This window comes from Psychrobacillus sp. FSL K6-2365, from assembly GCF_038003165.1.
GTDB classification, from domain to species: Bacteria; Bacillota; Bacilli; order Bacillales_A; family Planococcaceae; genus Psychrobacillus; species Psychrobacillus psychrodurans.
Genome location: NZ_JBBOOO010000001.1, coordinates 3,684,555 through 3,709,820 on the forward strand (window position 1 = coordinate 3,684,555; position 25,266 = coordinate 3,709,820).

Here is a 25,266-nt window from a genome sequence, read left to right on the forward strand (position 1 = left end):
AAAAAGGTAGTGAAACCAATTCGTTTTTTTGGCTTCACTACCTTTTCTAATTGCTTATGATTTTACTCTTTTTAGTTGTCTAATAATTTCAATTAATGCCTTGAAACTTTGAACCATTAGTTTACTCGATCCAAAATTCATAATAATATGGGTCTCAGTAGATGGGTCATAAAACAAATGAGTTGAAAGAACTCCAATATGCCCTCTTACTCTTGGTAACCCTTTCAATAGAAAAAAGAACTCTTCAAATCGGATTTCCATTAGCCCTGTTCCATAGTGAATACCAGTTCTGAATTTATGTTTGAATTTTTCCATAAACTGTATTTTTTCTTCATGAAATAATCTTCCTTCTCTAAAAGCTCTATTAAAAGAAAGAAGATCATTTGGAGTAGATATTATTCCACCTCCCGACCAGTCCACACTTAGACTTTGAAAGTCTGTTACATCTGTGCCGTTAAGCCAAATCTTTTGAAATTTTTGTAGGGGATTTTTAGGTTCCGAATAGAACAGCATATAAGAGTCCTGCATTCCAAGTGGGGTAAAGATTTCATCATGTAGATTCTCATGAAATGGTTTTCCTGAAACTTTTTCAATGATTAAACCAAGTAAAATATAACCAGTATCTGAGTAATGAAAGACCTTCCCAGGTATCCCTGCAGCTTTTTGCCTTTTCCGTGTGAATTCAACTAATTCATAAGGAGTCCATTTCTTTTCAGATTCGGAAACGATCAATTTAGACATCGGACTACCTAAATTTACTGGATCTTCGAAATAATCACCGATTCCTGAAGTATGCGCTAATAATTGTTCTACGGTAACTTCTTTCATATAATCTTTATCCTTAAATATAAAGAGATTTTCAAGTTCTATATTTGTAAAATAATTTGATATCGGATCGTGTAAGGATAAACTATTTCTGTCTATTAAAATCATTATTAGAGTAGCAGTAAACATTTTACCAATACTTGCAATATGGAAAGGTTGGTTTGAATCTTCTGATGAATAGTTATACTGAAAATCTAACTTTTTACTATCAATCAGAATTTGGATGCTTGATTGAGTATTTTTTTGATGAATTTTATTAAAGTATTTATCCAAATGCCTCTTTACGGCCTCTATACTTGTCGTATTCAACATTATGTCCTCCATCGTTTTACAACATTTGAAATAAGCTGTTAGAAAAATATTTTAGCTGTTGCACTCTTTTACCTTTTCTAAAAATGACCTAATCCTTTGAATCTCAAAATATGTGTATAGAACCTAACTGATTCTTCCTAATTATCTTTAGAAAACTCGTTCCTATTTTTTGTTGTCTCATTTACCCAAGCATCTAAGGACTTTTTTGAAAAGATAACCTCCTCATATACTTTTGAATAAGGGAACATCATACCTAAAAATGAACCATAATTATTCAATTGTATTTTATCCTGACTTATAATTGCCTCAATAGATTTTTCACTTATTTTTAAGGTAATCAGATGCCTCCGATAAAGATAAAACTTCATCGAAGATGTGCGGTAAATTACAACTCCGTTTGTCTTGTGAATCATTTATTCTTTTGCTGAATCAGCAAGTCCACGTCCAATTACATTAGCAGATATCGGTTTTTTTCCTAATTCTCTTGCCCAAATAGATAATTGTCCGATATGGTGTATCTCATGAGCAATTACATGTCGAATAACTTCACCCCAAGTATCCCGTTCAATTCTTCCATCTGGCAACGTATCGTAAAGTATGCGACTTTCCATGCTATCATTCCAGTTGTTTACAAAGGCTTCGACTTCCAATCGAAATTTTGCGTCTAATTGCCTTACTTTCTCCATAGTACTATAATTTTCAAAACTCTCCTGAAAATCAGGCTGATCCTGTAAAACACGAATCCAACTCCATTCCACATCTACTATATGAAATAATGTTTCTAAAATGCTTCCTACTCCACCTGTGCGTTTGCATAACAGTTCTTCTTCACTTAATCTCTCACACCATAGATACCAGTCTTCCCTAACCAACCAATTATACTGAAAAAACATCTTCACTAAGTTTCCTCCCTAAAATTGAGTAATAATATTCTATCTTATTTTTATTGGCCAGAATGAAACCTTACAACCTATTCTGATACTTTCCACCTATTACTAGAATTCTACAATTTCAGCGATAATCCTTCTTATGTTTTAATCTTATAATTGTTGCAGTGTCGAATAGTATACATATATGTTGGTCAAGTACTATTTTATAATAACTTTTCTCCACATATTTATTCACAAAGAAAAACTAGTTATATCAATCTATCAACAGGTTTATCCACATTGTCCACAATTTTAAAAATAAGTTGTCCACATTGATGTGTATAACAATCATACTATATATAGTTTGCGTCTAAGTTACGCACATGTTATCCACAAAATGTGCATAAGTACGAATGTTCTCTATTGACAACTTCTAAATTCCATGATAAAAAATCCTCTTTTCTTGTCGAAGAAAAGAGGATTTGAGTATTTCATTTAGTTGTTTAGAGTCTAGACTACAAGCGAATAGGCTTTGACTCGTTTCAGAATCTCGGTACTAAAATAGGCGCATTTGTTTTTCTTAATTCCAACTATTTAATTCTAGACCTGGTCTACCATTCATCGACATATCACTTAAATGTCCTGCTGAATACTTAGAATTTCCAGCGGCAGCAATCATGGCAGCATTGTCTGTACATAGCTTGATGGGTGGTACATAAAAAGGTATATTCTCTTTTGTAAAAGCTTCCTCTAGTGAATTACGAAGTCCTTTATTTGCAGCAACTCCACCGGCAGCAATAACTTGCTTCACTTTAAATTCACGTGCTGCACGTATAGTTTTTGTCGTTAACACTTCCACTACACTTTGCTGGAATCCTGCCGCTAGGTGGTTCGGATTTATCTCTTCTCCACGTTGCTCGGCGTTATGCTGATAATTGATAACTGCAGATTTTAATCCACTGAAGCTAAAATCATATGACCCTTCCTCTAGCCATGCTCTAGGAAATTGCAATGCTTCATCACTTTCGTTAGCAAGTTTATCGATATGTGGACCTCCTGGATATGGAAGATTCAATACTCGAGCTACTTTGTCGTACGCTTCACCTGCAGCGTCATCCCTAGTCTCACCGATTAACTCGAACTGTCCATCTTCCTTCATCAATACAAGCTCCGTATGACCTCCAGAAACAACTAATGCCAAAAGTGGGAATTCCATCTTCTGTACTAGTGCATTAGCGTAAATATGCCCCGCGATGTGGTGGACTCCAACTAGTGGAAGCCCATTTGCAAAAGCGAATGCTTTCGCAGCATTTATACCTATCAGAAGTGCTCCGACTAACCCTGGGCCTTCTGTAACTGCAACTGCATCTAAATCCTGTGGTGTCATATCCGCTTGTTTTAATGCTTCTTCGATAACAATCGTAATCTGCTCCACATGGTGTCTCGATGCGACTTCTGGTACTACTCCACCAAATCGTTTATGGCTTTCGATTTGTGATGCTACTACATTGGATATAATCTCATGCCCATTTTTTACAATCGATGCTGCTGTTTCATCACAGCTCGTTTCAATTCCTAATATATATTGGTCTTTTCTCATTTAAATTCCACCCACATCACAAGTGCATCCTCTCCGGTGTCTGAATAATAATTTTTCCGTATGCCTCCGTCTTGGAAGTTAAGTTTATAATATAAGTTTTTCGCCACATCATTTGATACTCTAACTTCAAGTGTCATGAGTACTACATTTTGCTCTGTTACTACACGGATAGCCTCCCGCATCAATCCTTCGCCAATTTTGTTTCCACGCATACGTTCAGCTACTGCCACATTAGTAATATGACTTTCATCCATCACTACCCACATGCCACAGTACCCGATTATATCTTTTGCTTCTGTTTCAGCAACAAGATAATGTGAATACAAATTTGTCGTCATTTCGTGCTCAAAGGCTTCCCTCGTCCAAGGTGTGTCGAATGCCTCCTGTTCGATCAACAGTACTTGATCTATATCATCTAAAGTCATTTTTCGATACATTATATTAGTTTCCATTTTTCTTCTGCTCTTTCATCCAGTTTGCCTCTGCTTCGGTAATACGCAAATACTCAGGCACAACTGTATGTACTTCGGAAGGCTCCATTTTTTTCGCCATTTCTATTAATACAGCTGCATTTGGTAAATCGAAAGCGGCATTAGCCCGCTGAACCTTATCTCCAAGTACTTCTTTTATTTGCTCCCAGTGAATCGAAACGTCCATGCCGACAAATAACACTTGCTGTTCCATATTATCTAGAGTTGTTAGTAAATCAACTAAGGATATATGTGCTTCCTTTACTACTTCCCCGTTTGCATAAATTCCAGCAAATACATTACTACGACGTGCGTCCATAATGGAACAAACAACACCTTGGAAATACGGAGCATTCTCAGCAAGTACATGTAAGCTTGACACCGAATATATTGGCACTTTTAGTGTCCAAGCGAGTGTTTTTCCAATCGTTACTCCAATACGAACTCCTGTATAGGAACCCGGTCCTTTCGCTACAGCAATCGCTTCTATTTCATTTGGCTTAATATTTGCTTTTTCCATTAATTCTTCAATAGCTGGCATCGTGCCAATCGAGTGCGTAATTTTCATTGATGACTGAAACGAAGCAAGTACTTGTTCATCCTTTACAATAGCTATCGCAAGAGGTGTATTTGATGTATCTATTCCTAACCAAATCATTCAAAAAGCTCCTCACATAATTGTTCATATCGTTTGCCATAGGGCATAAACGTAAATTTTCTGGCATTCTCATCTAGACGAAGAATCTGAATCGCCAGTCGTTCTGCTGGCAAATCCTCTTCTATCAAATGTGCCCACTCAATGATGCTTACCGCATCGCCGTAAAACAGCTCGTCCCAGCCTAAATCCTCATCACTATCCGCAAGTCGGTAGACATCTAAATGATTTAACGGCAGCCTGCCCTCATATTGCTTTAATATAGTAAATGTTGGGCTATTTACGTTTCGTGTAATTCCTAAACCCTTCGCCACACTTTTTGTGAATGTCGTTTTACCTGCTCCTAAGTCGCCTTCTAGCGTCAGTACATCACCGGCATGTAATTGGACTGCCAATTGCTCAGCGAGTGCCTTTGTTTCTTGCTCCGAATTAATCATTCGTTCATATTTCATCGGTCGCTTTCCTTTCCAGTTACATCTCTAATGCTTCTATTATAATGAAATATATCGAATATTGTAAGTGTGGGGTCTTTAGGGTAGCTTAGAGGGCTTAGAGGGCAAGAAAAACCGGATAAAAAGAGAAGCCTGATCCTCTGAGCCCAGTGTCCACACCCTCCTACAACTTTTAGAAACAGGTAAGTACGTTTTTGGATAACTAGAGAAAAGCTACTTTCCTATTGATAAAGGAAACTCAAGATACAATTTCGTTCGCTATTTCACTTCATAAAACGGAAATCAGTCGTAATATTCATTTTGAAAAAATACCACAAACCCAGTGTTCACAGGACATTCTTATATACGCTATCTATTAAAAAAGATCACTTCGCATCCACTACGAAATGATCTCTTTTTTATTGGACTAACCGTACGATTTTCTCAACTGCTTGCTCACCAGCTACTGTCCATTTATTTTTGTTGGCAATTTGACCGTCCTTATCAACTGGATTTTGGAATTGATTGAAGCCTGTCGATGTTAGCAAAGAATTTTCATCCTCGTCTAAACCTATATTAACTACATGCTTGATGACATAAGGGGTTTGGAACTTAATTTGGGCATCGTAATTGTCTAGCTCTCCCTCCACCACTTCGAATGGAAGTCGCAAGTATATTGTTTCCGCTTCATCTCTCCATAATACATTGTCAAAACTACCTTTATGGTAATCCCAATTTCCGCCAATCGTGTAGCCTAGGCTATCTATTCTACTTCTTAAATCACCGAAACCAATTTCTTTTCCTTCCAACTCCGTTTGTAATTGCAGCAAAATAATCCACTCCTCGTTCGAATCTTCATCCTATCATCTCCAAGAATCGTCTTAAAAATACTAGCCTCTCATTAATCTGTCTACTAGTTTTTTAAAGAAACCATCCTCAATCTCCATTTCCTCCACTTTTTGCACTATTAAATCAGAAAGCAATTCATAGCCAGCTTCACCAAAATGCAGACCATCATTCTTCTCCCCTACTAATAGATCCCTGTAGTTTGGTTTGGAATAAAAAATATGAAAGAAATCGATAAAATAACTACCCGTTTCTTCGGCAACCTCCTGAACAGCCTGTGCATATTGCTCCATACGTTCATTCGTCCTATTCGGCTGAAGAGACTCATCCACAGGAGCAGGGCTGATCAATATTGTCTTTTCAGGACCCACCTGCTTTGCAAATAAAGAAATATTACGCTTAAACGTTTCTAAATCTACAAACTTATGTGTCGCTGAGTCATTCGCTCCAAAAAGTACAGTCACCGCATCAGGGCGCTTAGATAACACATCTTTATTGAAACGGAACATTGCTTGCTCCGTTGTATTTCCAGATACTCCGGCATTAATAAATTCATAATTAGGCATTTTTGACGTCAATTTATGAGTTAAAATGGGTGATGGATTGCCCTCTTTTCTAGCAGTGATACTGTCCCCAAAACAAATTATTTCCAACATATAACAAAACTCCTTTTAACAATATGTAATATAATTGAAACACACTATACGTTTATAATTACCCAAAAACGGATAAACAAACATAGAAATTAATGTTTTGGAGGAAGTTTTATGGCTAACAAACGTTTAACATGGGTCGATGTAACAAAAGGATTCTTAATGATTTTAGTTGTCATCGGACATTATCCAGGTGAATTAGATTTTCCGTTCATCACATATATATACTGGTTTCATATGCCAGCTTTTTTCTTATTAAGTGGATTATTTTTTAAAGAATTAAAAGAAGATCAAGACACAAGAGTCTCTATAAAAAAGAGATTCCTACAGCTAATAGTTCCTTACTTGTTTTTCTTATTAGCTATTACAACTGTTCGATATGGAATGGAGCTTGCTGGAGGTAACTTTGACTTATCCTGGTACTTGCAAGATTTATGGAAGTTAGTTATTGCGGGCCGTTTTGCACGTGGTGCTTATGGAGTTTTCTGGTTTGTAACGACACTTTTCTTTACGTATTTGTTATTCATGATGATGACAAAGTATTTAAGTCGAGTCAAGCAAATTGTACTACTCATTGTTTTTTATATCGTTGCTCATCTAGAGAGTATTTTCGCTATGCAATATATTAACGGCGCTCCAGACGAAGCTTCACAAACAATTCCTATGCTTTGGAACCTAGACGTCGTTCTAATGGCAATCGTCTATTTTGCTCTTGGCTATTATGCCAAATCAATTTGGATGAACATTACGAAATCTTGGTTGATAGGAGCTTTGGTCATTGCAATCACTGCGATAATAACAGACAAACTTGGCTATATCGACTATCACCTAAGTATGAAATTCCTGCGATACGAACATCTACTGCTGGACTTAGTCATTCCTATTGCGTTTATAGTCGTTATTCTTGGTCTGTTTCAAAGAGTTACCGCTATTCTATCGCTAGATTGGTTGGCGAAAATTGAAAAACACTCGATTTCTATAATGTATTTGCATATTTTTACGGATATCATCCTGAATAATTATTTCCAATATGGCATTATTGGCTTTACTACACTAGGGATAATCACCCCAATAGTAGCATCCATCGCCATTCAAAAAATGATTCCATATGGAAAGTTCTTCTTAGGAGATATTCGAGCGCAGAAACTAATTCAAATCTAAAAACATGCAACTTCAAACAGTGGGGATTATTTTATCCTCGCTGTTTTTTAGTTGAACCATTCGGCCATCGCTACAGCGAACCTCGAAGGAAAGTCATGCTGCCGCTAATACAAAAACAAGCCCTAACAGAGTACAAACGTTGATCTGTCGGGCTTTTCAACATTATTTAGTTTTGAATTCACTAAAATAGAACATTAGTTCGATTTTATGTTATAATAAGTGGGCAATTACATAGCAGGGTGGGCGGTTGGTCACTTTTCTCGTTAGGAGGTGTTGCCATGACAACATACCAGATGATGAGTTTGTTGATCCAGCTAAGCGCTGTACTGATAGCAACCTTTTCCATAGTAGTGACCATAATCATTTTCTTTGTAAAAAAGAAATAACCGTCCCCTGAGCTAAAGGTTTGACGGTTATTTTGACCTTGGACCAACCGCTCTTTCTGCGGTCGTAATTGCTGACTGGATATTCGCGTATCCAGTCTCTCTAGTCTATGTTCATTATATACAGAATAGATATCCTATTCAACTCATACCTGGTCAATATTTCCTTATTTCGACTTTCCTTTCAGTACAAAAGCATTAATATCCTCTTAGACGTCAAAAGTGGCGAAGTAACTCTTTATAATATTTATTAGTGGAACACAATCGTCTTATTACCTTCCACGATTATACGATTTTCTAAATGCCATTTCACAGCTTTCGCTAATACTCGTCGTTCGATAGTACGGCCAATCTTCTTTAACTCAACTACGTCATCACGATGGTCTACCCGTTCCACGTCTTGTTCTATAATAGGACCTTCATCCAAATTATTTGTTACATAATGAGAAGTAGCACCGATTAGTTTTACTCCACGTTCGTAAGCACGCTCGTATGGACCAGCACCGATAAATGCCGGCAGGAATGAATGGTGGATATTAATAATACGATTTTCAAAATACCCTACAAACTCTGGCGTTAGTATTTGCATATAGCGAGCCAAAATTAGTAAGTCTACGTTATATTGCTCCATTAACCGAATTTGTTCTGCTTCCACTTGTTTTCGAATTTCTTTGTTTGCTGGTATATAATAATATGGAATACCTAAAGCTTCGACAAATGGTCGTGCGTCTTCATGATTACTGATGACTACGACAATATCGGTATCTAAATCTCCGTTTTGCCATTCCCACAAAAGCTCCATTAAACAATGTGGTTCCTTGGAAACAAAAATTGCAGAACGTTTACGTTCGTGCAAATAGTTAAAGCTATATTCCATATTATGCGCTGCAGCAATTTGTTCGAAATCCTTTTCCATTTTAGATGCTGTTTCAAGCAGTGTGTCACAATGATACGCAATTCGTATGAAAAATGTACCATTCTCTGGATTACTTGAATACTGGTTAGATTCAATAATATTTGAATTATGTGTATGTAAAAATGTAGATAATACAGAGACGATTCCTGGCTTATCTGGACATTTTACTAGCAGACGTCCACGGTTTTCTAAATAGGTGTTTTGCTGTTGCGAATTACTTTTTGCTTGTGTGTTGATTGACATATAAACAGCTCCCATTATTTAAATATTAATTTTCTTATTATGCAACATTCTGCACATCTTCTCAACCCTTTAGCAGATTAAATAACTAAAGTGTCGTATTATGGATTCTAGACTTTTATTTTGGTTCGAATGGGGTGAATAAATGTATCAGAAACTAACTACAAAACTATTTAAATTATTTACAGGAGAATTGGCTGCAACAATAGCTTTTGCGACGGTGTGGATAATGTATTTAAATACTTATGAATGGACAAAACCATATTTAACTTCTTTAGACACTTTGTTCGCTTTTTTCTTATTGGAATTTCTTTTATTACAAGGGAGTTATTATTGGTTTTTGAAATGGCGACAAGCTAAGCGTAGGAATTTCTCTTTTTTGCCAAAAAATAAACTTAAATTTTTCACGGCATTCAAGAAGCTGAACATACTCTTGCTCGGTGTGGGATTCGTTATTCTACTCTATCAATTATTCTATTTTTCAAACGTATTCTATTGGCTTCTTTTTCTTTATCTTTTCGCCCTAGTAGAGTATATCAATTATTATCATGTTCGACTTTCTTATCAACCACGAGAAGTAATAGAAGAATTAAAACGTCATAGAAGATTTCGTAGTTCTAAATTGGCAGAAGAACTAAAAAACAAATAAAAGCTCTCTCACAATAGTTGGGAGAGAGCTTTTGCTTAATTATTTTACAATACTTTTTAAAATATTATCGATAATTTGTTCATTTGCGATTGTACCAGTATATAACCAGCTTTCATCTGGTGAGAACTCATATACATTTCCAGCTTTTACTGCAGGTACACTATTCCATAAAGCATCACTTAGAGCAGCTGAACCACTTGTTGTATCACTGTTGATTAAGAATAAATGTTCTGCATCCAACTCAACCAATTTTTCTAAAGAGATTTCGCTCCAGTTACCAGTTGCACTTGCTGAGATTTCCTTCACTACTGCAGGTATCTTCAATCCTAAATCACCGTACATTACAGCTCCACTAGATAGATTTTCTCCTACTACGAAGAATTTCCCGCCTACTAGCCATACTGCTGCTACTGAAGGATTTCCTACTTCAGCTTCAATCGTTTCTTTAGCTTCCGCAGCTTTTGCATCATAATCTTCTAATGCCTTTTGGGCTTCTGCTTCTTTACCAAATACTTCCCCTACACGTTTTAGTTCATCGCGCCAGTCGTTATTTACTTCTGTACCAATTACATATGTCGGAGCAATTTTACTGTACTGCTCGTATTTACCGCCTTCTACCATACTTGCTGAGTCCATTATGATCAAATCTGGTGCATATTCTTGAACCGCTTCGAATGGCAGGTCATGTGGAATCATTGGAACGTCTTTTAAGTCCTCTTTTAAGTATCCTTGGATACTAGCTCCGTCTTTTACGCTCCATTGTGCAACAGGTGTTATTCCTAAAGCAACTAAATTATCTTCTAAGTATGAAGCTAGTACACGTTTTGGGTTAGCTGGTACTTCTACCTCATTGCCCATCGCATCCGTCAATGTACGAGTATCACTTTCTTGTGTGTCAGCTTTTTGTTCTGTTTGGTCTGTCGAAGTCTGATTGTCTGTCTTCTCTTCATCACCACAAGCTGCCAATGTTAAAGCCAACGCGCCTGCTCCAACTAATTGCAGCCACTTATTTTTACCTAGTAAATTTTTCATGTTAATCTCCTTTTTCATATGTTATAATTACTTCATTGATAATGATTCTCGATTTCAATTAGAATACAGAATCTTTCATTTGTCAATATTTATTTTTGCGAATGATGGGGATAATGATACATATGAATACAAAATCAAAGAATCTCAAAAAAACCACAAAAGAATTTAAAAATCCTTTCACTAGCTCCGCCGTCATTATCATCGGCATTGTGCTATTAGGACTTAGTATGATTGTGTCCATAAATTTTGGTGCATCTAACTTAAGTTATCAAGATGTCTGGAAAGCCATTTTTCATTTTGACCCAGACAATTCTTCACATGTTATTATCCGTGAACTTCGACTACCTCGTGCAATTGCTGCTATTTGTGTAGGAGCAGCGTTAGCTGTTTCTGGAGCAATTATGCAAGGGATGACACGAAATCCTTTGGCCTCTCCATCCATAATGGGTGTTACCTCTGGTTCATCATTTTTAATAGCCATTGCTCTTGCGGCTTTACCAGGTATAAGTTATTTGGGCTTAATGATGTTCTCTTTCGTTGGAGCAGGTCTCGGGGCTGGCTTAGTATTTGGAATTTCCGCTATGGCTAAGGGTGGGGTTACCCCTGTGAAATTAGCGCTAGTCGGCTCAGCCATTACATCCCTACTTAGTTCTCTATCAACAGCTATTGGTATTAAGTTTAATGTCTCGAAGGACATCAGCTATTGGTACGCTGGAGGTGTTTCTAGTATTCAGCCTCAGCATATTTTGTTTGCTATTCCATTTATCGTTGTGGGGCTTATATTAGCATTAATCCTGTCTCGTTCTATCTCTGTGTTAAGTTTAGGAGAAGATGTCGCAAAAGGACTTGGTCAGCGAACTGGTTACATACAATTTTTGGGGACAATCGCCGTTCTTCTTTTAACAGGAGCTGCAGTTTCCATTGCTGGTATGATTGGATTTGTAGGTCTCGTAATTCCTCATATCACTAGATTTTTAGTAGGAGTCGATTATCGCTGGATAATTCCTTGCTCTGCTATATTAGGCGGGATATTATTGATAACTGCAGATATCGTCGGACGTATGGTGAACCCCCCGTTTGAAACGCCTGTTAGTGCGATTACTGCCCTTATTGGTGTACCGTTCTTCCTCTATCTAGCGCGTAAAGAAGGGAGAGGACTATAATGACAAATACTTTATCTAAAAATGAAGCAAAATATAAATTTCTTATGATAATGACCTTTGCTTTAATCATTGTTGCCGTCCTTATAAGTATTAATGCAGGTTATATGAAAATCCCGATAGCTGATGTTATTGCCACATTATTTGGATATGGTAACCCCCAAAATGAACTGACTATATTCGAGTTCCGTTTACCTCGAATATTCATGGCATTACTTGTTGGTTTGGGAATTTCAATATCAGGTGCTATTTTGCAGGGAATATCACAAAACCCACTTGCTGATCCTGGTATTCTTGGTATCAACTCCGGTGCAGGCTTTACAGTCGTTCTTTATATGTACTTTTTCCAAGGAACTATATTTATGACCGGATGGCTTTCTATTTTCGTCATGCCATTCGCAGCACTAATCGGTGGTTTTACTGCTGCATTCCTTATTTACATTCTTTCCTGGAAAAATGGAAGAGTAACACCAGTTAGACTTATACTTGTCGGAATTGGAATCAATGCAGCATTTGGAGCAGGACTAACCATTTTTCAAATGAAAATGGAGCCGATTAACTTTATGAAAGCTATAGTTTGGCTTTCTGGTAGTATTTGGGGGACGAATTGGACGTTTGTGTGGATGATTTTCCTTTGGTTAGTTGTACTAATTCCTCTAGTTCTTTACAAATCTAGAGTATTGGATGTATTAAAGCTTGGAGACTCTATCGCTATAGGTGTAGGTGCAAATATCGAAAAAGAACGACGTTTTTTGCTATTTATCTCTGTAGCTATAGCTGGTGTCTGTGTATCAGTTGGAGGAGGTATTACTTTTCTTGGTTTAATAGCCCCACATATGGCTAGACGCTTAGTTGGAGCCTCACATTCCAAAATGTTGCCACTATCAGCTTTGCTGGGAGCACTATTACTACTACTAGCAGATACACTTGGTAGAGTCATTTTAGCACCGATGGAATTACCTGTTGGAATCGTCATCTCAGTACTTGGTGCACCTTATTTTATTTATTTGCTTATAAAAACTACATGAAGGAATTTTACAAAGTAAATAGGGATACTCTTACACCGTCAACTTTGCTTTCCATAAGGTTCATTCGTATTTTAATAGAGAATCAAACAAAAAAACAGATCAGCTTATAATCACTGATCTGTTTTTGAGTTTAATTGATAACTTTAATTTTCACTTCTTTGACTCCCCAAGCAATAGCATTATCATATGAAGGAATGAAAACATCAATTTTATTACCTTTAATAGCTCCTCCAGTGTCACCAGCTATCGCTTCTCCATAGCCTTCTACCCAAACTTTTGTACCTAGTGGTATTATACGAGGGTCGACGGCTATTACCTTTTGATTGGGATTGGCTCGCAAATCAATTCCGTATGCAGTTGTTCCTGAGCACCCCTCACAATAAGCTGTATAGGCTGTAGCGGTAACAATCATCTCTTCTCCGGAACTTGCTGGTTCAACTATAGAAGATGATACGGTTACTTTCGGTTCTTCTACCGGATCAGGAGGTGGAGAACTTCTAGCTACAGTTGATGCAGCTGCTACTTTATTAACAGTTTTAGGGATTCCCTTATCACTTACATGCAACTCGTCCCCCGGAAAGATTAAATCCCCTTCAATATTATTCCATTCCACTAGCGATTCCAATGAAATACTATGCTCAAGTGCAATCCGAAATAGATTATCACCCTTTTTCACTGTATATTTTGTAGGCTCAAAAAGAATATCATAAGCTAGTTCCAGATTTAATGCATCATCGAAAAAAATAAAATCTGTCTCAATATCTGCTTTAAATATATCAGATCCTTCTCCATCAGTCGTGGCGACTAAAAAAGGGTCAGCAGCATACGTTACTGAACTCATCGAAAAAGTAATGACTAAAATCATTAACATCGTTTTTGCTTTCAATACTAAATCCTCCTTACAAGCAATCTTTCAATCACTTTTAAATTTGACTAAGTATTGCCCAAAAACTTACAAAAACAAACATTCTAAAAAAATAAAAAGAAACCATCCTCCCAAACAACTAGAATCTGTTTGGAAAAATGGCGTTATAAACACATAGTTTGTCTCATAGGACTACTCCATTATTTTAAGTGTTATTTCCTGTCTGCCCCATTCAATTGCACCATCATAGGTAGGAATAAACACATCAATTCTATTCCCCTTTATAGCACCACCAGTATCTCCAGCAATTGCCTCTCCGTACCCTTCTACCCACACTTTAGTACCAAGCGGAATAACCGTCGGATCGACTGCAATTACTTTCTCTTCTGGATTCGATCTTAAATCGATACCATAAGCTGTTATTCCAATACAGCCATAACAGTAGGCAGTATAAGCAGTTGCCTCCACTGTCATCTCTATTCCAGGCCCTTCTGGCGGTATAGTATCTGGGTGCTTTTCTAGTGTAGTATCACTACTTAATACTAGCTGGTCTTTTGGATAAATCACGTGGTCGGCTAATCCATTCCACTCCATAAGTAAATCAACCGAAATATTATATGTAGACGCAATATCATATAAGTTATCCCCATCTACAACTGTATGAATAGACGGATCCGGAAGAACTACAGAACTTTCCTCATAGATAAGATTTTCATCCATATCTTCATTCGCTAAATTATATTGCCCCAATAATGGTTCTACTGCACTTGCAGTAGAAAAAGTCATGCTTAATAAAAATAATGTAAAAATCGCAATTTTAATCTTCAAAGTTCTACCCCCATCTTACATTTTCAATAATCCCTTATATGTATTGCCCCAAAAATGAATGATACAAACCTTTTTGTTTACAAGTGGCAATAGATTGCTTTCAAACAAAAGTAAATGGTCTACTAGATTTTCTAAATTCTGATTGTGTCGACTGTTATAACGTGCATCTAAAAATGTTTTTTATACGAGGGTTTATATGGAAATATCTTTTTGCGATATAGAAAATAATTTTTTAACTCATAAAAAGAAGTGAACCAAAAATAATTGAAATTCATAGAGGTAATATTAGGAATAGGAGAAGTCACCACTGGAACTGTTTGCATTTCTGCATTTTCATAAAAAGAAGTGTATAAGATACTTTTCTTCATTGCACTGAAAGTTTTATGGATTAAAAGTAACTATAAGTAAAATCCAATCTTTTCCAGACGAAGCCACTACAGATTCTTTTTATTTTCTTAAATACCTAAATAGAAAAACTCGAGCCAAATATTTTGACTTACTTTTAGTAACCTTCTATACTAACAAAGGACTGAGGCAAAGACATGGCACAATATGAAAATCAGCTACTCAAATTAGAGGCACCGCTAAGAAATGTATTGTGTCATCGTTAATAACAAGAAGTCACACACTACAAGGGAAATTTGGAGGGAACACATCATGAAAGTAGTTGCAATCGTAGGAAGTATCCGTGAAGATTCATTCAATTTAAAACTAGCAAAACATGTACAAGCACGCTATGCAGATAAGTTTGAGCTAGAAATCTTAGACTTAAAGCCAATCCCAATGTATAACCAAGATATCGAACTGGATGCACCGCAGGAAGTATTAGACATCAAAGCTAAAGTAAAAGCAGCAGACGCAGTACTTTGGGTAACACCAGAATATAATTCTACAATTCCAGGTGTATTAGGTAATGCAATTGACTGGATGAGCCGTGTAGATAAAGTAATGAATGGAAAACCATCTATGATTATGGGAGCTTCTATGGGTGTTCTAGGAACAGTAAAAGCTCAAATGCACCTACGTGATATTTTATTCGCGAGTGGACTAAATTCACCTTTACTACCAATGAACGAAGTATACGTTGGAGCAGCGCATACAAAATTTAATGATAGTGGTGAATTAACAGACAAATCAACAATCGAATTTATCGATATAGTAATTGCTAACTTCCAAGAATGGATGAAAAATTACTTATAATAATGCTAAAACACCTCTGTATAAGAGGTGTTTTCTAGTTTAAGGGATAATATTATTTTTTTCTAATAGACGTATCCGATTATAAAGATCCCATTCAAGCTGTAGCATATATGTTGGAGGAAGCTGAAAAACTTCAAGGTATTACTGTTCGCGCTGTCGCTTTTATAGAATAATTTTCCCCTGTGCAGCAAACAAACACGAAAGTTCAAGAGGCTGGGACAGAACCCCAAAACAGCATTTTTCTCTGTGAGAAAAATGCTGTTTTTTACTGTGCACAAAATTGATTTCCATTCCAGGGACGCTTTCCACGGGCGTGGCCTGAGCCTGTAGTCTCAGGCGTCACGCTATTCCCGTAGGAGTCGCCCCTCCATTCCAATCAACTTTATTAAATATCCATAATTCGGTAAAGCTTTCTCCTTATCCAATAAAATTTCTACATTTGTCCCAGCCTCTTCTTACACAGGGACAGTCTATCTAAAAATTTTCTCGAATTTGTTTAAGGATTCATTACTACAAACATTTGAAAAGTGAGCCAAAAGATACTTCTTGGCATCTTCTCTATTTATATCCATACTCGCTATTTTATTTCTGCTTGTCCAAGAATCATATGTTTCAAAGGCGGTACTACTCCAACCATTCGTTTCTCCATTTTCATTCTTTTTTTCTTGGATGCCCGAGATTACAATATCCATTGTTCCCTGTAAATCTAATAATGCGTTTTCAAATAGCTTCTTTTTCTCTTTTTCCTTTAGTCCTGCTTTTGACCTTAATGCTCTCGTATCTATTCCCTCTTCTTGAACAATAATCTTATATAAACTATATGCTTCCCGTGATACATTTCCACTTAAATAACGGTCTTCAATCGATTCATCAGATCCCAAAATTATTTTTAGGTATGGGAGAAGTTTAGGAGATACTAGTATTGATTTCTTCTTAATAAATTTCCCGTAACCTGCAATGCCGTCAGACGAAAATTTAGTCCTCCATATCCAAGGATCAAATTCTGTATCAGAGTGCCAGTTTTCTTCTAAAGTTATGCTATTCAACGAGGGATAACCAGGCACTAAGGATGCAAGAGGTAGCAACCCAAGCTCATCGATTACTTGTATAGCTTCTTCATAGGTTTTAACCTTATAATCTACCAACTTCTACAGCTCCTTTTAAAAATTTACTATACATATATTAAATATTTTCATTGAAAATAAAGATATCGTTAAAACACGGTTTTCGAACGGTGTTTTAATTGTTATGACATTTGGGATGCGAAGATATAATATACATAACGCACTTACTGCAGGTATGTTAACTGCATTCACTTTTCGAATTGACGACAAAAGGCCTTCGGAATAATCACATTCTGAAGACCTTTTGGTTTCTTATGAAAAATTCTAAGCTCAGGTAGTCCGTGTTTGCAACGGCGCGAATCTTGTGTGAATGGGGTATCCGGTACTTAGAAGCGTTTATATTTTTGAAGCTTCTCCACTTGAATACTAGTCTAAATTGTATTGGACCCGTTACCTAAAATTATCTAGCAGTGTCAAGCTAAAATGATAAAATCTCTACTTGGCTATCTAACTGATTTGCTAGGAGTATACGGTATTGTAAGCTATTGGTTAAGTCGATTAAGCTAAGATATTGCTGTTGACCCGCACCAGTGTCAATTCCGATTTTCTTTTGTTGCTTCCACAGGGAGCCAACGTTTACACCTAGTCGGTTAGTTGGCGTATGTCCAAAGACGACTGTTACGTCTTCTTGAACTGGCTGATTGAAAAAAGGTTCTCGTATCGTGAGCAAATCCGTAATTTTTTGTTCATGGAGGGGTATTCCAGTACGAATGCCAGCATGGACGAATAAAAATGGCTTCCTCTCAATATAAAGTGGAAGACTTTGTAAAAAGGTTTTCCATTTTATCCATGCAGTCTTTCCAATAGCGATATCATCAAGTGCACATTTCTCATGATTTCCCATAATGGCATTGGCCCCCTCTTGGACTAAATGCTCCACTGCCTTTAATGTTTCCTCACTATTTGGACCTTTATCTATATAATCTCCTACTAAAAACAATTCATCTTGATCAGATTGGTAATTTGCGTACTTCAGTAATACATGAAGTGCATCGACGTGTCCGTGAATATCCGAAATAGCCAAAATACGTACCAAAACATCCACCTACTTTCCTGAATTTACTAGAAAAGGAGTAGCTGCCTGTTCTGGTTGTTTATATAAAAATGTATCACTCGGATCGAAGGACACCATTACATCCCTGTCAACTTCTACTGACACATCATGGAGTACAGTTAAACGGCCGCCTGCTGTTTCCAACATAATACGCCATCGATGTCCTTCAAAAATAGAATGTGTCACACGTCCATTTAAAGTATTCTGTTGTGAATCTATTTGTTGTTCTTCTAATTTCAATGCTTCTGAATCCATTACTACAATGACATCCTCATTCACTGTAAGTGTGCCGATCCCATGCAGGATGGATGCACCTATTCTTACTGTATTGCTATTTATAGCTACTGCTTGCAGACGGTTATTCATCCCGAGCAAGCCAGCTACCCATAAAGAGGCTGGGGCTTGCCTCACTTCCATAGGCGTACCAAATTGTTCGATTTTACCATCCCGTAGCATTAAAATACGGTCCGCCAAAGCATACGCTTCTACTGGATCATGTGTGACGTGTAGAGCTGTAGTACCAAGCTTTCGCAATAAATAAGATAATTCATTCCGCATTTCAAAACGCAGCTGCATATCTAAATTAGACAGTGGTTCATCAAGTAGTAACAACTCAGGCTTTGTTGATAATGCACGTGCAATTGCTACACGCTGTTGCTGACCACCAGAAAGTTCGCTAGGATAGCGATGTTCCAATCCGTTTAATTGAAGGAGATTAAATAAAAATTTTTGGTTCTCCGATTGCTCCTGCTTGTTCACCCTTCGAACCTTTGAGCCATAAAAAATATTTTGACGAACAGTCATATGAGGCCATAATGCGTAATCCTGAAAAACCATATTAATACCGCGTTTTTCAGGGGGTAATGTGAAATGTGACGATGAAATAACCTCACCGTTTATGGTGATTTCCCCTTCGTCTAATGATTGTAATCCCGCGACAATTTGTAAAAGAGTAGACTTACCGCATCCAGATGGGCCTAAGATACTGACGATTTCTCCTGGTTGGACAGCAAAACTGACCTTGTCGACCGCATGAAATTGATTAAATTTCTTTGATACATTTTGAATCTGTAATGACATGTTTTTTCTCCTTTTTTATTGCTCGTAACATAAGGCTAAACCCTTTTTCAACGAACCATTTAAATGCCATCATAATAACAATGATAAGTGTGCCACTCGTAATGGTTGCAGCTGTTGCAAATCCATAATTTAAATCTTCAAATGCCTTATTGATCGCTACTGGTAATGTAACAAAATTCGGCGGATATAAAATGGATGTAATTGCCAAATCAAAAATACTCGTCCCGAATGCTGTTAAGCCTGCCGTGAGCAAGGAAGCACGCATCAATGGCAACAGTATTGTTCGAATCCGATAATATAATGATGCTCCTTGAACTGAAGCAGAAGCCAATAAACTGGAAGGGATTTTCGTCATGGAACTAATCATAAGTCGAGCTGCAATTGGAATAGCCCCTGCTATGCTAGCTAGAACTAATATGGCGGGTGTCCCATATAAATGCAGATGGATGCTTTCTAAAAATGGTTGATTCCAAATGAAAATATAGCCAATTCCTAGTACTACTCCAGGTACAGCAAGTGATATAACCGAAAGTGAGTCGATCATTGCGCGGTATTTGAAATCGGTAAATATTAATACATACCCAATACATATGCCAACAACAAGACCAATCATACCTGCAAAAGCCGCAATAACTATGGAGTTTTTCAGTCCTACAAAAATCGTAGAATCTATGTTAAGTAGCTCCGTATAATGTCGCCACGTAAAATTACTTAGCGAAACACCATCTCCAAGCTTATCCATAAACGAAACCAGTAAGCTACTGCCAATTGGAATACCAAGTGCAACTACTAAAAAAAGACTATTAATAACATCATAGATCCAGCTATTTTTTGTTTGTAACGGCTCTTTTCGAATTGCACGTCCTGTGATGAATGAAAAATCACCTTTTCGAAGAATAAATAATTGAAATAGCATAACTACAACAATGATTGCCACTAAGTAGAATGATAAAATCCCTGCCATATCAAAGCGAATCGGTGCAGTGTATAAGGATGTATAAATGGAATAAGAAAGTGTTGGAAAACTATAGACAGCAGCAAGAGAAGCTGGCAAACCAAAGTCTCCTATAGTATCCATGAATATAAGTGCAGCACCAGATAATAATGCTGGAATCATTAATGGGATTTGCACTGTTCGTAACGCATGCCAGCCAGAAGCCCCATTTAGACGTGCCGCCTCATTATATTGTGAAACATTCCATTCTAGTGCAGCCGTTACAGCTAAATAAGCAAATGGAAATTTACAAAGAGTCATTATAAATATGAGACCTATTGGTTGAAACACTAAATCGGTTACCCACTCCATTCCAAATACGTTAGCTGCGATACCTTTACCACTTGAAAACAAAACCCAACCCTGCGCCATGATAAAAGATGGTAATATCAATAATGCCCACGCAGTAAAATCAAGCGCAAATTTCGTTTTAAATGCTCTCGATGTACGCATTATTGCTAATGCTGTACCGAGTATAGTACCTAAAACAGCGGTGCCTGTCGCTAACATAAGAGAATTCGTCAGTGATTTACTCCACAGTTTCCTTTCGAAAATCTCAAATACAAGCCCGAAGCCCGCAAAGTCGAGCTTCCCGAAAAAAATACCAGGTAAAAATATTTGGATGAGAACTGCTAAAAGTGGAAGTAAAATTAAGATGAATAATATAATGACAACACCCCACCCCAGCATGGCTGGAGCAGTGTGCTTATTTTGAAAGAAATTACGCATATGCAATTGTACCTTCTTTATTTAAGATTTCCATAAGCTTTATTGAACAGATTGGTCGGCGAACCATTCTTTAATTTCTGCTTCATTTTTGGCAGCATTAGCTGGATCAGCTATAAATAGTGGTGCTTCCTGATGACGATTTTCTGGGCTCGCAACTTCTTTCACCGGAGATGTAAAGTAACCTTCTGTACCAGCTGAAATCATTTCTTCCTGTGTTTCTTTTTCTAATAGAAAGGAAATAAATGCTTTCGCTACTTCTTCTTGGTCAGTCTCTTTACTAATAGCTGCATAACGTACAGAAGCTGGTGCTCCCTCTTTTGGCCATACGATTTCAATTGGCTCTCCGTCTTGTTTCATTTTGTAAGCATTAGATTCTTGAAGCGCTGCTACTTTTAAATCTCCACTTAATAATGCCTCAACAACGTTCGGATTTTTTGGATATACTTTTGTACCGTTATTAAATAACTTTGTGAAGAATTCCTTCCCGCCATCCATTCCTAAATCTTCAAAAAACCAAGCGACGAATGGATATGCAGGTGCTGCTACTGCAGGATCTGCCATACCTACAACACCTTTGTACTTAGAGTTTGTTAAGTCCTCCCATGTTTTAGGAGCATCCTCAGCGGATATTTCGTTGGTATTGTAGACGATGACACTTGCTGCATGTGCACCTGTTGGATAGTATGCTTTCGATGTCGGTACAAGTGATTCTCCAAACTCATTTAAGTTTATTTCATTTTCTAACGATATATTCTCTAGTAAAATCCCATCCTCTTCCCATCTGGCAAAAGAGCCTTGACCATCTAGCCACACAACATCCCAATTTGGATTTGATTTTTCTGCCTCAATGCGTGATTGTACTTCTGCACCATTACCACTAACTAGTTCAATATCGTAGCCTGATGCTTCTTCAAATAAAGGTTCGATTAATTCATCAAAGTCATTTAAATACACTACAAGTGGTTCTGTTTGTTTTGTTTGATCTTCCATGACTTCTGTTGACTCTGGAGATTCAGCACTTGCTTCTTCTGCAGTTTTACTCTCTACATCTGACAAACATCCTGCTAACATTAACGCTGCTAATCCAGATAATAACCAATAATGTTTTTTCATTCCTCTACCTCTTTTCAATTTTTGTTACCCTTAGAGTAACGGAAGGCGATTAATAGAATATGTAGGGAATGTAAATGATTTATTAAATAATACTGAATTATATTGATATACCCATAGATTTTATCTATATTAAACAAAGAAAGTAGGTGCTTGGTGATGAATTTACAACAGTTAAACGTATTTGTCTTAACAGTGCAGACTGGAAAGCTTAGTACTGTTGCGGAGTTATTAAAAATAAAACAACCGACTGCGACTTTCCATTTAAAAGGGTTGCAGGAGAAGTTAGGTGTGGAGTTATTTGAACAGCCTCAGTTGAAACGTTGGATTCTAACCGATGCCGGGGAAGCATTTTATCATTATGCTCACCAAATAATCCAGCTTTCTGAACAAGCTGAACAAGTAATGAATGACTATAAAAATAATAAGCGCGGTAAATTACAGCTTGGCGCCAGTCAAACGACAGCATCTTATATTTTGCCGCCGTATTTAGCACAATTTCAAAAAGAGCATAATCGTATGTATATTTCGTTAGTCGTACATAAAGCACCTACTATTTTAGAAGAGGTTAAAAACTATAAATTGGACCTCGGTGTCATTGCTTATGGAAAGCTATATGACCCCGAATTAACAATCATCCCAATCATGGAAGATGAACTTGTTCTCATCATGCATAAAGATCATCCGTTGCGAATCAAAACGAATATAAAGCCATTTGAGTTATCCCAGTACGCTTTTATCTTGCATGAAAAACAGGCAGTAAGTCACACATTAGCAGAAAAGTGGATGCTCGAAAACGGTATCCGACTCAATATCATCATGGAAATCGGTTCAATTCAAACGATTAAAGAAGCAGTAGAGCTTAACATTGGTGTCGCTATCCTTCCGAAGTTAAGTGTAGAAAAAGAAATAAAAGAAGGTCGATTCTTTACCCAACCTTTACCTAACTATGTAAACGAGCGATATATCTATTTGATCTACCGAAAAAATCAACATTTTAGTCCGATGATGCAAGATTTCCTAAAATTCCTAAAGGAATCTTTTCCAGAGGTTGTCCCTGGACAGTAAAAGGTATTAGGTTCTCATAAAGCTTGGGCGCTAGTCTTAATTGTTTTAGTACTTGGTATTTGAAATTTGTTACAATTACCGCACAACAGATTGAACAGGAGATGATTTTTTTCGTTTATGGCACCACAGTTTACTAAGCTTTTTGCCTAAATCCCAGCTGCTGGCACAATGGCGTGAATTGGATTTCCCCCCTGTGTAGCAAACAAATTACAAAGGTTAAAAACATTCATGAATGTTACTTACACAAAGTTCAATTCAATTTACTTATATAAAAAAACCTTCAAATTATCTTTCTTATCTATGGTAGCAAGCAGAACGTTTGTTATATCGGTCTGATATTGAATTTTCAAGTTAGAAACTACCCATTCCACGTCTTTATTAATTTGTTTTAACTCCCTAGATTCTAGTTTCCCCTCTTTTATTATTAGCTTTGGTAAATCAAAAGGTTCTGTTACCATCTGATAGTTTGCAGGGGTTATTGGATTATATTGTGGATTCAAAAATACAGAAATTTTCCCGTCTGCCTCCCAAATAGCTAATGCCACTTTCTTTACGTCCTCTACCTTTTCCTCCCGGAGTTCCTCTAGTAAAACATCAATAGAGATTCTCGCCTTTTTTAACCCTTTATATATAATCTCACCATCCCTCACAAGATCGATTGGAGGAGGCGTTACTAGTCTTCTAAACCATGGCCATTTAAGTATTAGAAAAATCCCACCCAGATATAAGGTGACCAATACAGTTGTTGTAGTAACAGACCCTTTTAGCCCTAGATTCTCATCAGATAATGGATGGGCAATTATATTTCCAATGACTAATGCTATCACAAAATCTAAAAGTCTTAACTGAGAGATGGCACGCTGCCCTAAGGCTTTAGCAACAATGATTAAAAAGACAAATGCAACAACCGCTCGAAGAACCCATTCAATAGTGGTTAACGTTTCCTGACTTTGAAAAAAATCCATGTGACACATCCTTTTCTTACAGAAGCTACTACTTATTCTGTGCGGATGTCATTCTATTAATCATAATTAGGGGATAAATTTAATTGAACATTTAAAGATAGGAACATATTCTCCTTCAGCGTTTGTATGTTTATGGAATAATAACTTTTGGATAAAAGAAGAGCAAATCGAGGAATTAGACAAGGAATGTTCCCACAAAATGCTATAGATAGTATTCAGTGGATAAAAAAGGAAAGAAGCTACATCCAATTTTTACAATGAAGAACAGACAATCACGGTTTTAATAATCATTATGAACTGATAATAAAATAACCACTATTATTGTTTTCATTTTATTGTAATAGGGAAATTAGAGTGTTTCATCGACTTCAATCATTACTGGAAGGTTTTATGAACATAAAAATGAAATTATTTTGTTATCATATCAATAGATTGAACAGGAGGTGATTTTTTGCGTTTATGGCACCACAGTTTACTAAACGTTTTGCCGAAATCCCAACTGTTGGCACAGTGGCGTGAATTGAATAGTATTTTTGCAAAGGAAGACCGTCATATTTTGATTAACTATATTTATGACTATTCAAAAGACGATTTGTTTGCCTATACCCAGCTTGTTTTGCATGAAATGCGTTCACGCAATATTAATATTCGCACGATAGATAAAATGGAGTGTTACTTCGGAGATGGATCTAACGAGAAGGTGGCGCATCCTTTCATTCATCATCATAACGAGGAATATTTTGAGATATGTTATTTTAATCTAAAAGAAAAGTTTATGCGCGGTCAGAAGGATTTTGATGCGGAGCGTTATGAGGCTTTAACGAAGTTGTATGAAGCGATGGGGTGATTATTCACTCTTGTGTTGGGTACAAGTAATACGAATCGCAAGGTCGACCCCGAGAATCGCAATATACTTCCGGAAAACCGCAAGTTCAGGAACACAAATCGCAAGTTGAATCGTGTTTTTGTGCGTATCGCAAGTCGAATCGTGTTTTTGTGCGTATCGCAAGTCAAGTGCT

The 25,266-nt window shown here is 36.9% G+C and carries 26 protein-coding genes; 7 read left to right on the forward strand and 19 right to left on the reverse strand.

Annotation, left to right across the window (positions count from 1 at the left end):
• Positions 1-54: 54 nt before the first annotated feature.
• The 9 genes from MKY29_RS18615 to MKY29_RS18655 form a co-directional block, all read right to left on the reverse strand.
• A complete protein-coding gene (locus MKY29_RS18615) occupies positions 55-1,134 on the reverse strand; it encodes a serine hydrolase domain-containing protein (protein WP_340880523.1) in 1,080 nt (359 codons plus the stop codon).
• Positions 1,135-1,274: 140 nt separating this feature from the next.
• A complete protein-coding gene (locus tag MKY29_RS18620; protein WP_340880524.1) occupies positions 1,275-1,550 on the reverse strand; it encodes a hypothetical protein in 276 nt (91 codons plus the stop codon).
• Positions 1,551-2,036 (reverse strand): DinB family protein, encoded by a 486-nt coding sequence (locus MKY29_RS18625; RefSeq protein WP_340880525.1) that lies wholly within the window; start codon positions 2,034-2,036, stop codon positions 1,551-1,553.
• Positions 2,037-2,586: 550 nt separating this feature from the next.
• A complete protein-coding gene (gene tsaD / locus MKY29_RS18630) occupies positions 2,587-3,606 on the reverse strand; it encodes a tRNA (adenosine(37)-N6)-threonylcarbamoyltransferase complex transferase subunit TsaD (RefSeq protein WP_241600051.1) in 1,020 nt (339 codons plus the stop codon).
• Complete coding sequence (gene rimI, locus MKY29_RS18635; RefSeq protein WP_340880526.1) at positions 3,603-4,058, reverse strand: ribosomal protein S18-alanine N-acetyltransferase; 456 nt, start codon at positions 4,056-4,058, stop codon at positions 3,603-3,605. The genes tsaD and rimI overlap by 4 nt, the downstream gene beginning before the upstream one ends.
• On the reverse strand, positions 4,048-4,734 hold the full coding sequence (tsaB, locus tag MKY29_RS18640) for a tRNA (adenosine(37)-N6)-threonylcarbamoyltransferase complex dimerization subunit type 1 TsaB (RefSeq protein ID WP_093495941.1): 687 nt from the start codon (positions 4,732-4,734) through the stop codon (positions 4,048-4,050). The genes rimI and tsaB overlap by 11 nt, the downstream gene beginning before the upstream one ends.
• On the reverse strand, positions 4,731-5,183 hold the full coding sequence (tsaE, locus tag MKY29_RS18645) for a tRNA (adenosine(37)-N6)-threonylcarbamoyltransferase complex ATPase subunit type 1 TsaE (protein ID WP_241600053.1): 453 nt from the start codon (positions 5,181-5,183) through the stop codon (positions 4,731-4,733). The genes tsaB and tsaE overlap by 4 nt, the downstream gene beginning before the upstream one ends.
• Before the next feature lie 398 nt (positions 5,184-5,581).
• Positions 5,582-5,992 carry a YugN family protein gene (locus tag MKY29_RS18650; protein WP_241600054.1) on the reverse strand — a complete coding sequence of 137 codons (411 nt, stop codon included), beginning with the start codon at positions 5,990-5,992 and terminating at the stop codon, positions 5,582-5,584.
• Positions 5,993-6,052: 60 nt separating this feature from the next.
• Positions 6,053-6,664, reverse strand: a complete 612-nt coding sequence (locus MKY29_RS18655; RefSeq protein WP_090568894.1) for an SGNH/GDSL hydrolase family protein — start codon at positions 6,662-6,664, stop codon at positions 6,053-6,055.
• Positions 6,665-6,775: 111 nt separating this feature from the next.
• Between MKY29_RS18655 and MKY29_RS18660 the strand changes: the two genes are divergently transcribed.
• Positions 6,776-7,822 carry an acyltransferase family protein gene (locus MKY29_RS18660; RefSeq protein WP_090568891.1) on the forward strand — a complete coding sequence of 349 codons (1,047 nt, stop codon included), beginning with the start codon at positions 6,776-6,778 and terminating at the stop codon, positions 7,820-7,822.
• A gap of 633 nt (positions 7,823-8,455) precedes the next feature.
• Here MKY29_RS18660 and purU read toward each other — a convergent pair.
• On the reverse strand, positions 8,456-9,364 hold the full coding sequence (gene purU / locus MKY29_RS18665) for a formyltetrahydrofolate deformylase (RefSeq protein ID WP_090568888.1): 909 nt from the start codon (positions 9,362-9,364) through the stop codon (positions 8,456-8,458).
• 142 nt (positions 9,365-9,506) lie between these two features.
• On the opposite strand from purU, the gene MKY29_RS18670 reads away from it, so the two are divergent.
• On the forward strand, positions 9,507-10,010 hold the full coding sequence (locus MKY29_RS18670; RefSeq protein WP_090568886.1) for a hypothetical protein: 504 nt from the start codon (positions 9,507-9,509) through the stop codon (positions 10,008-10,010).
• A 39-nt stretch (positions 10,011-10,049) separates the two neighbouring features.
• Here the strand turns inward: MKY29_RS18670 and MKY29_RS18675 are convergent, their stop codons facing one another.
• Positions 10,050-11,042: an ABC transporter substrate-binding protein gene (locus MKY29_RS18675; protein WP_093495938.1), complete on the reverse strand. Its 993-nt coding sequence runs from the start codon at positions 11,040-11,042 to the stop codon at positions 10,050-10,052.
• A 122-nt stretch (positions 11,043-11,164) separates the two neighbouring features.
• On the opposite strand from MKY29_RS18675, the gene MKY29_RS18680 reads away from it, so the two are divergent.
• Together MKY29_RS18680 and MKY29_RS18685 are read left to right on the forward strand one after the other, a co-directional pair.
• A complete protein-coding gene (locus MKY29_RS18680) occupies positions 11,165-12,205 on the forward strand; it encodes a FecCD family ABC transporter permease (protein WP_241600057.1) in 1,041 nt (346 codons plus the stop codon).
• The gene (locus MKY29_RS18685) at positions 12,205-13,230 is read left to right on the forward strand and encodes a FecCD family ABC transporter permease (RefSeq protein WP_241600058.1); all 1,026 of its coding nucleotides are present in this window, start codon (positions 12,205-12,207) and stop codon (positions 13,228-13,230) included. The genes MKY29_RS18680 and MKY29_RS18685 overlap by 1 nt, the downstream gene beginning before the upstream one ends.
• Positions 13,231-13,360: 130 nt before the next feature.
• Here MKY29_RS18685 and MKY29_RS18690 read toward each other — a convergent pair whose 3' ends face one another.
• Together MKY29_RS18690 and MKY29_RS18695 are read right to left on the reverse strand one after the other, a co-directional pair.
• The gene (locus MKY29_RS18690) at positions 13,361-14,116 is read right to left on the reverse strand and encodes a 3D domain-containing protein (RefSeq protein ID WP_340880527.1); all 756 of its coding nucleotides are present in this window, start codon (positions 14,114-14,116) and stop codon (positions 13,361-13,363) included.
• A gap of 171 nt (positions 14,117-14,287) precedes the next feature.
• On the reverse strand, positions 14,288-14,923 hold the full coding sequence (locus MKY29_RS18695; RefSeq protein ID WP_276517623.1) for a 3D domain-containing protein: 636 nt from the start codon (positions 14,921-14,923) through the stop codon (positions 14,288-14,290).
• A gap of 657 nt (positions 14,924-15,580) precedes the next feature.
• Between MKY29_RS18695 and MKY29_RS18700 the strand changes: the two genes are divergently transcribed.
• Positions 15,581-16,123 carry an NADPH-dependent FMN reductase gene (locus MKY29_RS18700; protein ID WP_241600060.1) on the forward strand — a complete coding sequence of 181 codons (543 nt, stop codon included), beginning with the start codon at positions 15,581-15,583 and terminating at the stop codon, positions 16,121-16,123.
• Between the two features lie 470 nt (positions 16,124-16,593).
• On the opposite strand, the gene MKY29_RS18705 is transcribed toward MKY29_RS18700, so the two are convergent.
• From MKY29_RS18705 to MKY29_RS18725, 5 genes are all read right to left on the reverse strand, one after another.
• Positions 16,594-17,268, reverse strand: a complete 675-nt coding sequence (locus tag MKY29_RS18705; protein WP_241600062.1) for an AlkZ-related protein — start codon at positions 17,266-17,268, stop codon at positions 16,594-16,596.
• Between the two features lie 397 nt (positions 17,269-17,665).
• Entirely contained in the window at positions 17,666-18,283 is a 618-nt protein-coding gene (locus MKY29_RS18710) for a metallophosphoesterase (protein WP_241600066.1), read from the reverse strand.
• 9 nt (positions 18,284-18,292) lie between these two features.
• A complete protein-coding gene (locus MKY29_RS18715) occupies positions 18,293-19,381 on the reverse strand; it encodes an ABC transporter ATP-binding protein (RefSeq protein ID WP_241600068.1) in 1,089 nt (362 codons plus the stop codon).
• A complete protein-coding gene (locus MKY29_RS18720) occupies positions 19,344-21,104 on the reverse strand; it encodes an ABC transporter permease (protein WP_241600070.1) in 1,761 nt (586 codons plus the stop codon). Before MKY29_RS18720 ends, MKY29_RS18715 begins: the two co-directional genes overlap by 38 nt.
• A 39-nt stretch (positions 21,105-21,143) precedes the next feature.
• Positions 21,144-22,217 (reverse strand): extracellular solute-binding protein, encoded by a 1,074-nt coding sequence (locus MKY29_RS18725; RefSeq protein ID WP_340880528.1) that lies wholly within the window; start codon positions 22,215-22,217, stop codon positions 21,144-21,146.
• A 156-nt stretch (positions 22,218-22,373) separates the two neighbouring features.
• On the opposite strand from MKY29_RS18725, the gene MKY29_RS18730 reads away from it, so the two are divergent.
• Positions 22,374-23,282: a LysR family transcriptional regulator gene (locus MKY29_RS18730; protein WP_340880529.1), complete on the forward strand. Its 909-nt coding sequence runs from the start codon at positions 22,374-22,376 to the stop codon at positions 23,280-23,282.
• A gap of 260 nt (positions 23,283-23,542) precedes the next feature.
• Here MKY29_RS18730 and MKY29_RS18735 read toward each other — a convergent pair whose 3' ends face one another.
• Positions 23,543-24,247, reverse strand: a complete 705-nt coding sequence (locus tag MKY29_RS18735; RefSeq protein WP_340880530.1) for a DUF421 domain-containing protein — start codon at positions 24,245-24,247, stop codon at positions 23,543-23,545.
• A 451-nt stretch (positions 24,248-24,698) separates the two neighbouring features.
• On the opposite strand from MKY29_RS18735, the gene MKY29_RS18740 reads away from it, so the two are divergent.
• Positions 24,699-25,094, forward strand: a complete 396-nt coding sequence (locus MKY29_RS18740; RefSeq protein WP_340880531.1) for a pyrimidine dimer DNA glycosylase/endonuclease V — start codon at positions 24,699-24,701, stop codon at positions 25,092-25,094.
• Positions 25,095-25,266: the final 172 nt, after the last annotated feature.

Coding starts and splice junctions, on each gene's coding strand:
- MKY29_RS18620 (WP_340880524.1), bottom strand. CDS start 1,550: ATGATTCACAAGACAAACGGAGTTGTAATTTACCGCACATCTTCGATG.
- tsaD (WP_241600051.1), bottom strand. CDS start 3,606: ATGAGAAAAGACCAATATATATTAGGAATTGAAACGAGCTGTGATGAA.
- rimI (WP_340880526.1), bottom strand. CDS start 4,058: ATGGAAACTAATATAATGTATCGAAAAATGACTTTAGATGATATAGAT.
- tsaB (WP_093495941.1), bottom strand. CDS start 4,734: ATGATTTGGTTAGGAATAGATACATCAAATACACCTCTTGCGATAGCT.
- tsaE (WP_241600053.1), bottom strand. CDS start 5,183: ATGAAATATGAACGAATGATTAATTCGGAGCAAGAAACAAAGGCACTC.
- MKY29_RS18655 (WP_090568894.1), bottom strand. CDS start 6,664: ATGTTGGAAATAATTTGTTTTGGGGACAGTATCACTGCTAGAAAAGAG.
- MKY29_RS18660 (WP_090568891.1), top strand. CDS start 6,776: ATGGCTAACAAACGTTTAACATGGGTCGATGTAACAAAAGGATTCTTA.
- purU (WP_090568888.1), bottom strand. CDS start 9,364: ATGTCAATCAACACACAAGCAAAAAGTAATTCGCAACAGCAAAACACC.
- MKY29_RS18670 (WP_090568886.1), top strand. CDS start 9,507: ATGTATCAGAAACTAACTACAAAACTATTTAAATTATTTACAGGAGAA.
- MKY29_RS18675 (WP_093495938.1), bottom strand. CDS start 11,042: ATGAAAAATTTACTAGGTAAAAATAAGTGGCTGCAATTAGTTGGAGCA.
- MKY29_RS18680 (WP_241600057.1), top strand. CDS start 11,165: ATGAATACAAAATCAAAGAATCTCAAAAAAACCACAAAAGAATTTAAA.
- MKY29_RS18685 (WP_241600058.1), top strand. CDS start 12,205: ATGACAAATACTTTATCTAAAAATGAAGCAAAATATAAATTTCTTATG.
- MKY29_RS18700 (WP_241600060.1), top strand. CDS start 15,581: ATGAAAGTAGTTGCAATCGTAGGAAGTATCCGTGAAGATTCATTCAAT.
- MKY29_RS18715 (WP_241600068.1), bottom strand. CDS start 19,381: ATGTCATTACAGATTCAAAATGTATCAAAGAAATTTAATCAATTTCAT.
- MKY29_RS18720 (WP_241600070.1), bottom strand. CDS start 21,104: ATGCGTAATTTCTTTCAAAATAAGCACACTGCTCCAGCCATGCTGGGG.
- MKY29_RS18725 (WP_340880528.1), bottom strand. CDS start 22,217: ATGAAAAAACATTATTGGTTATTATCTGGATTAGCAGCGTTAATGTTA.
- MKY29_RS18730 (WP_340880529.1), top strand. CDS start 22,374: ATGAATTTACAACAGTTAAACGTATTTGTCTTAACAGTGCAGACTGGA.
- MKY29_RS18735 (WP_340880530.1), bottom strand. CDS start 24,247: ATGGATTTTTTTCAAAGTCAGGAAACGTTAACCACTATTGAATGGGTT.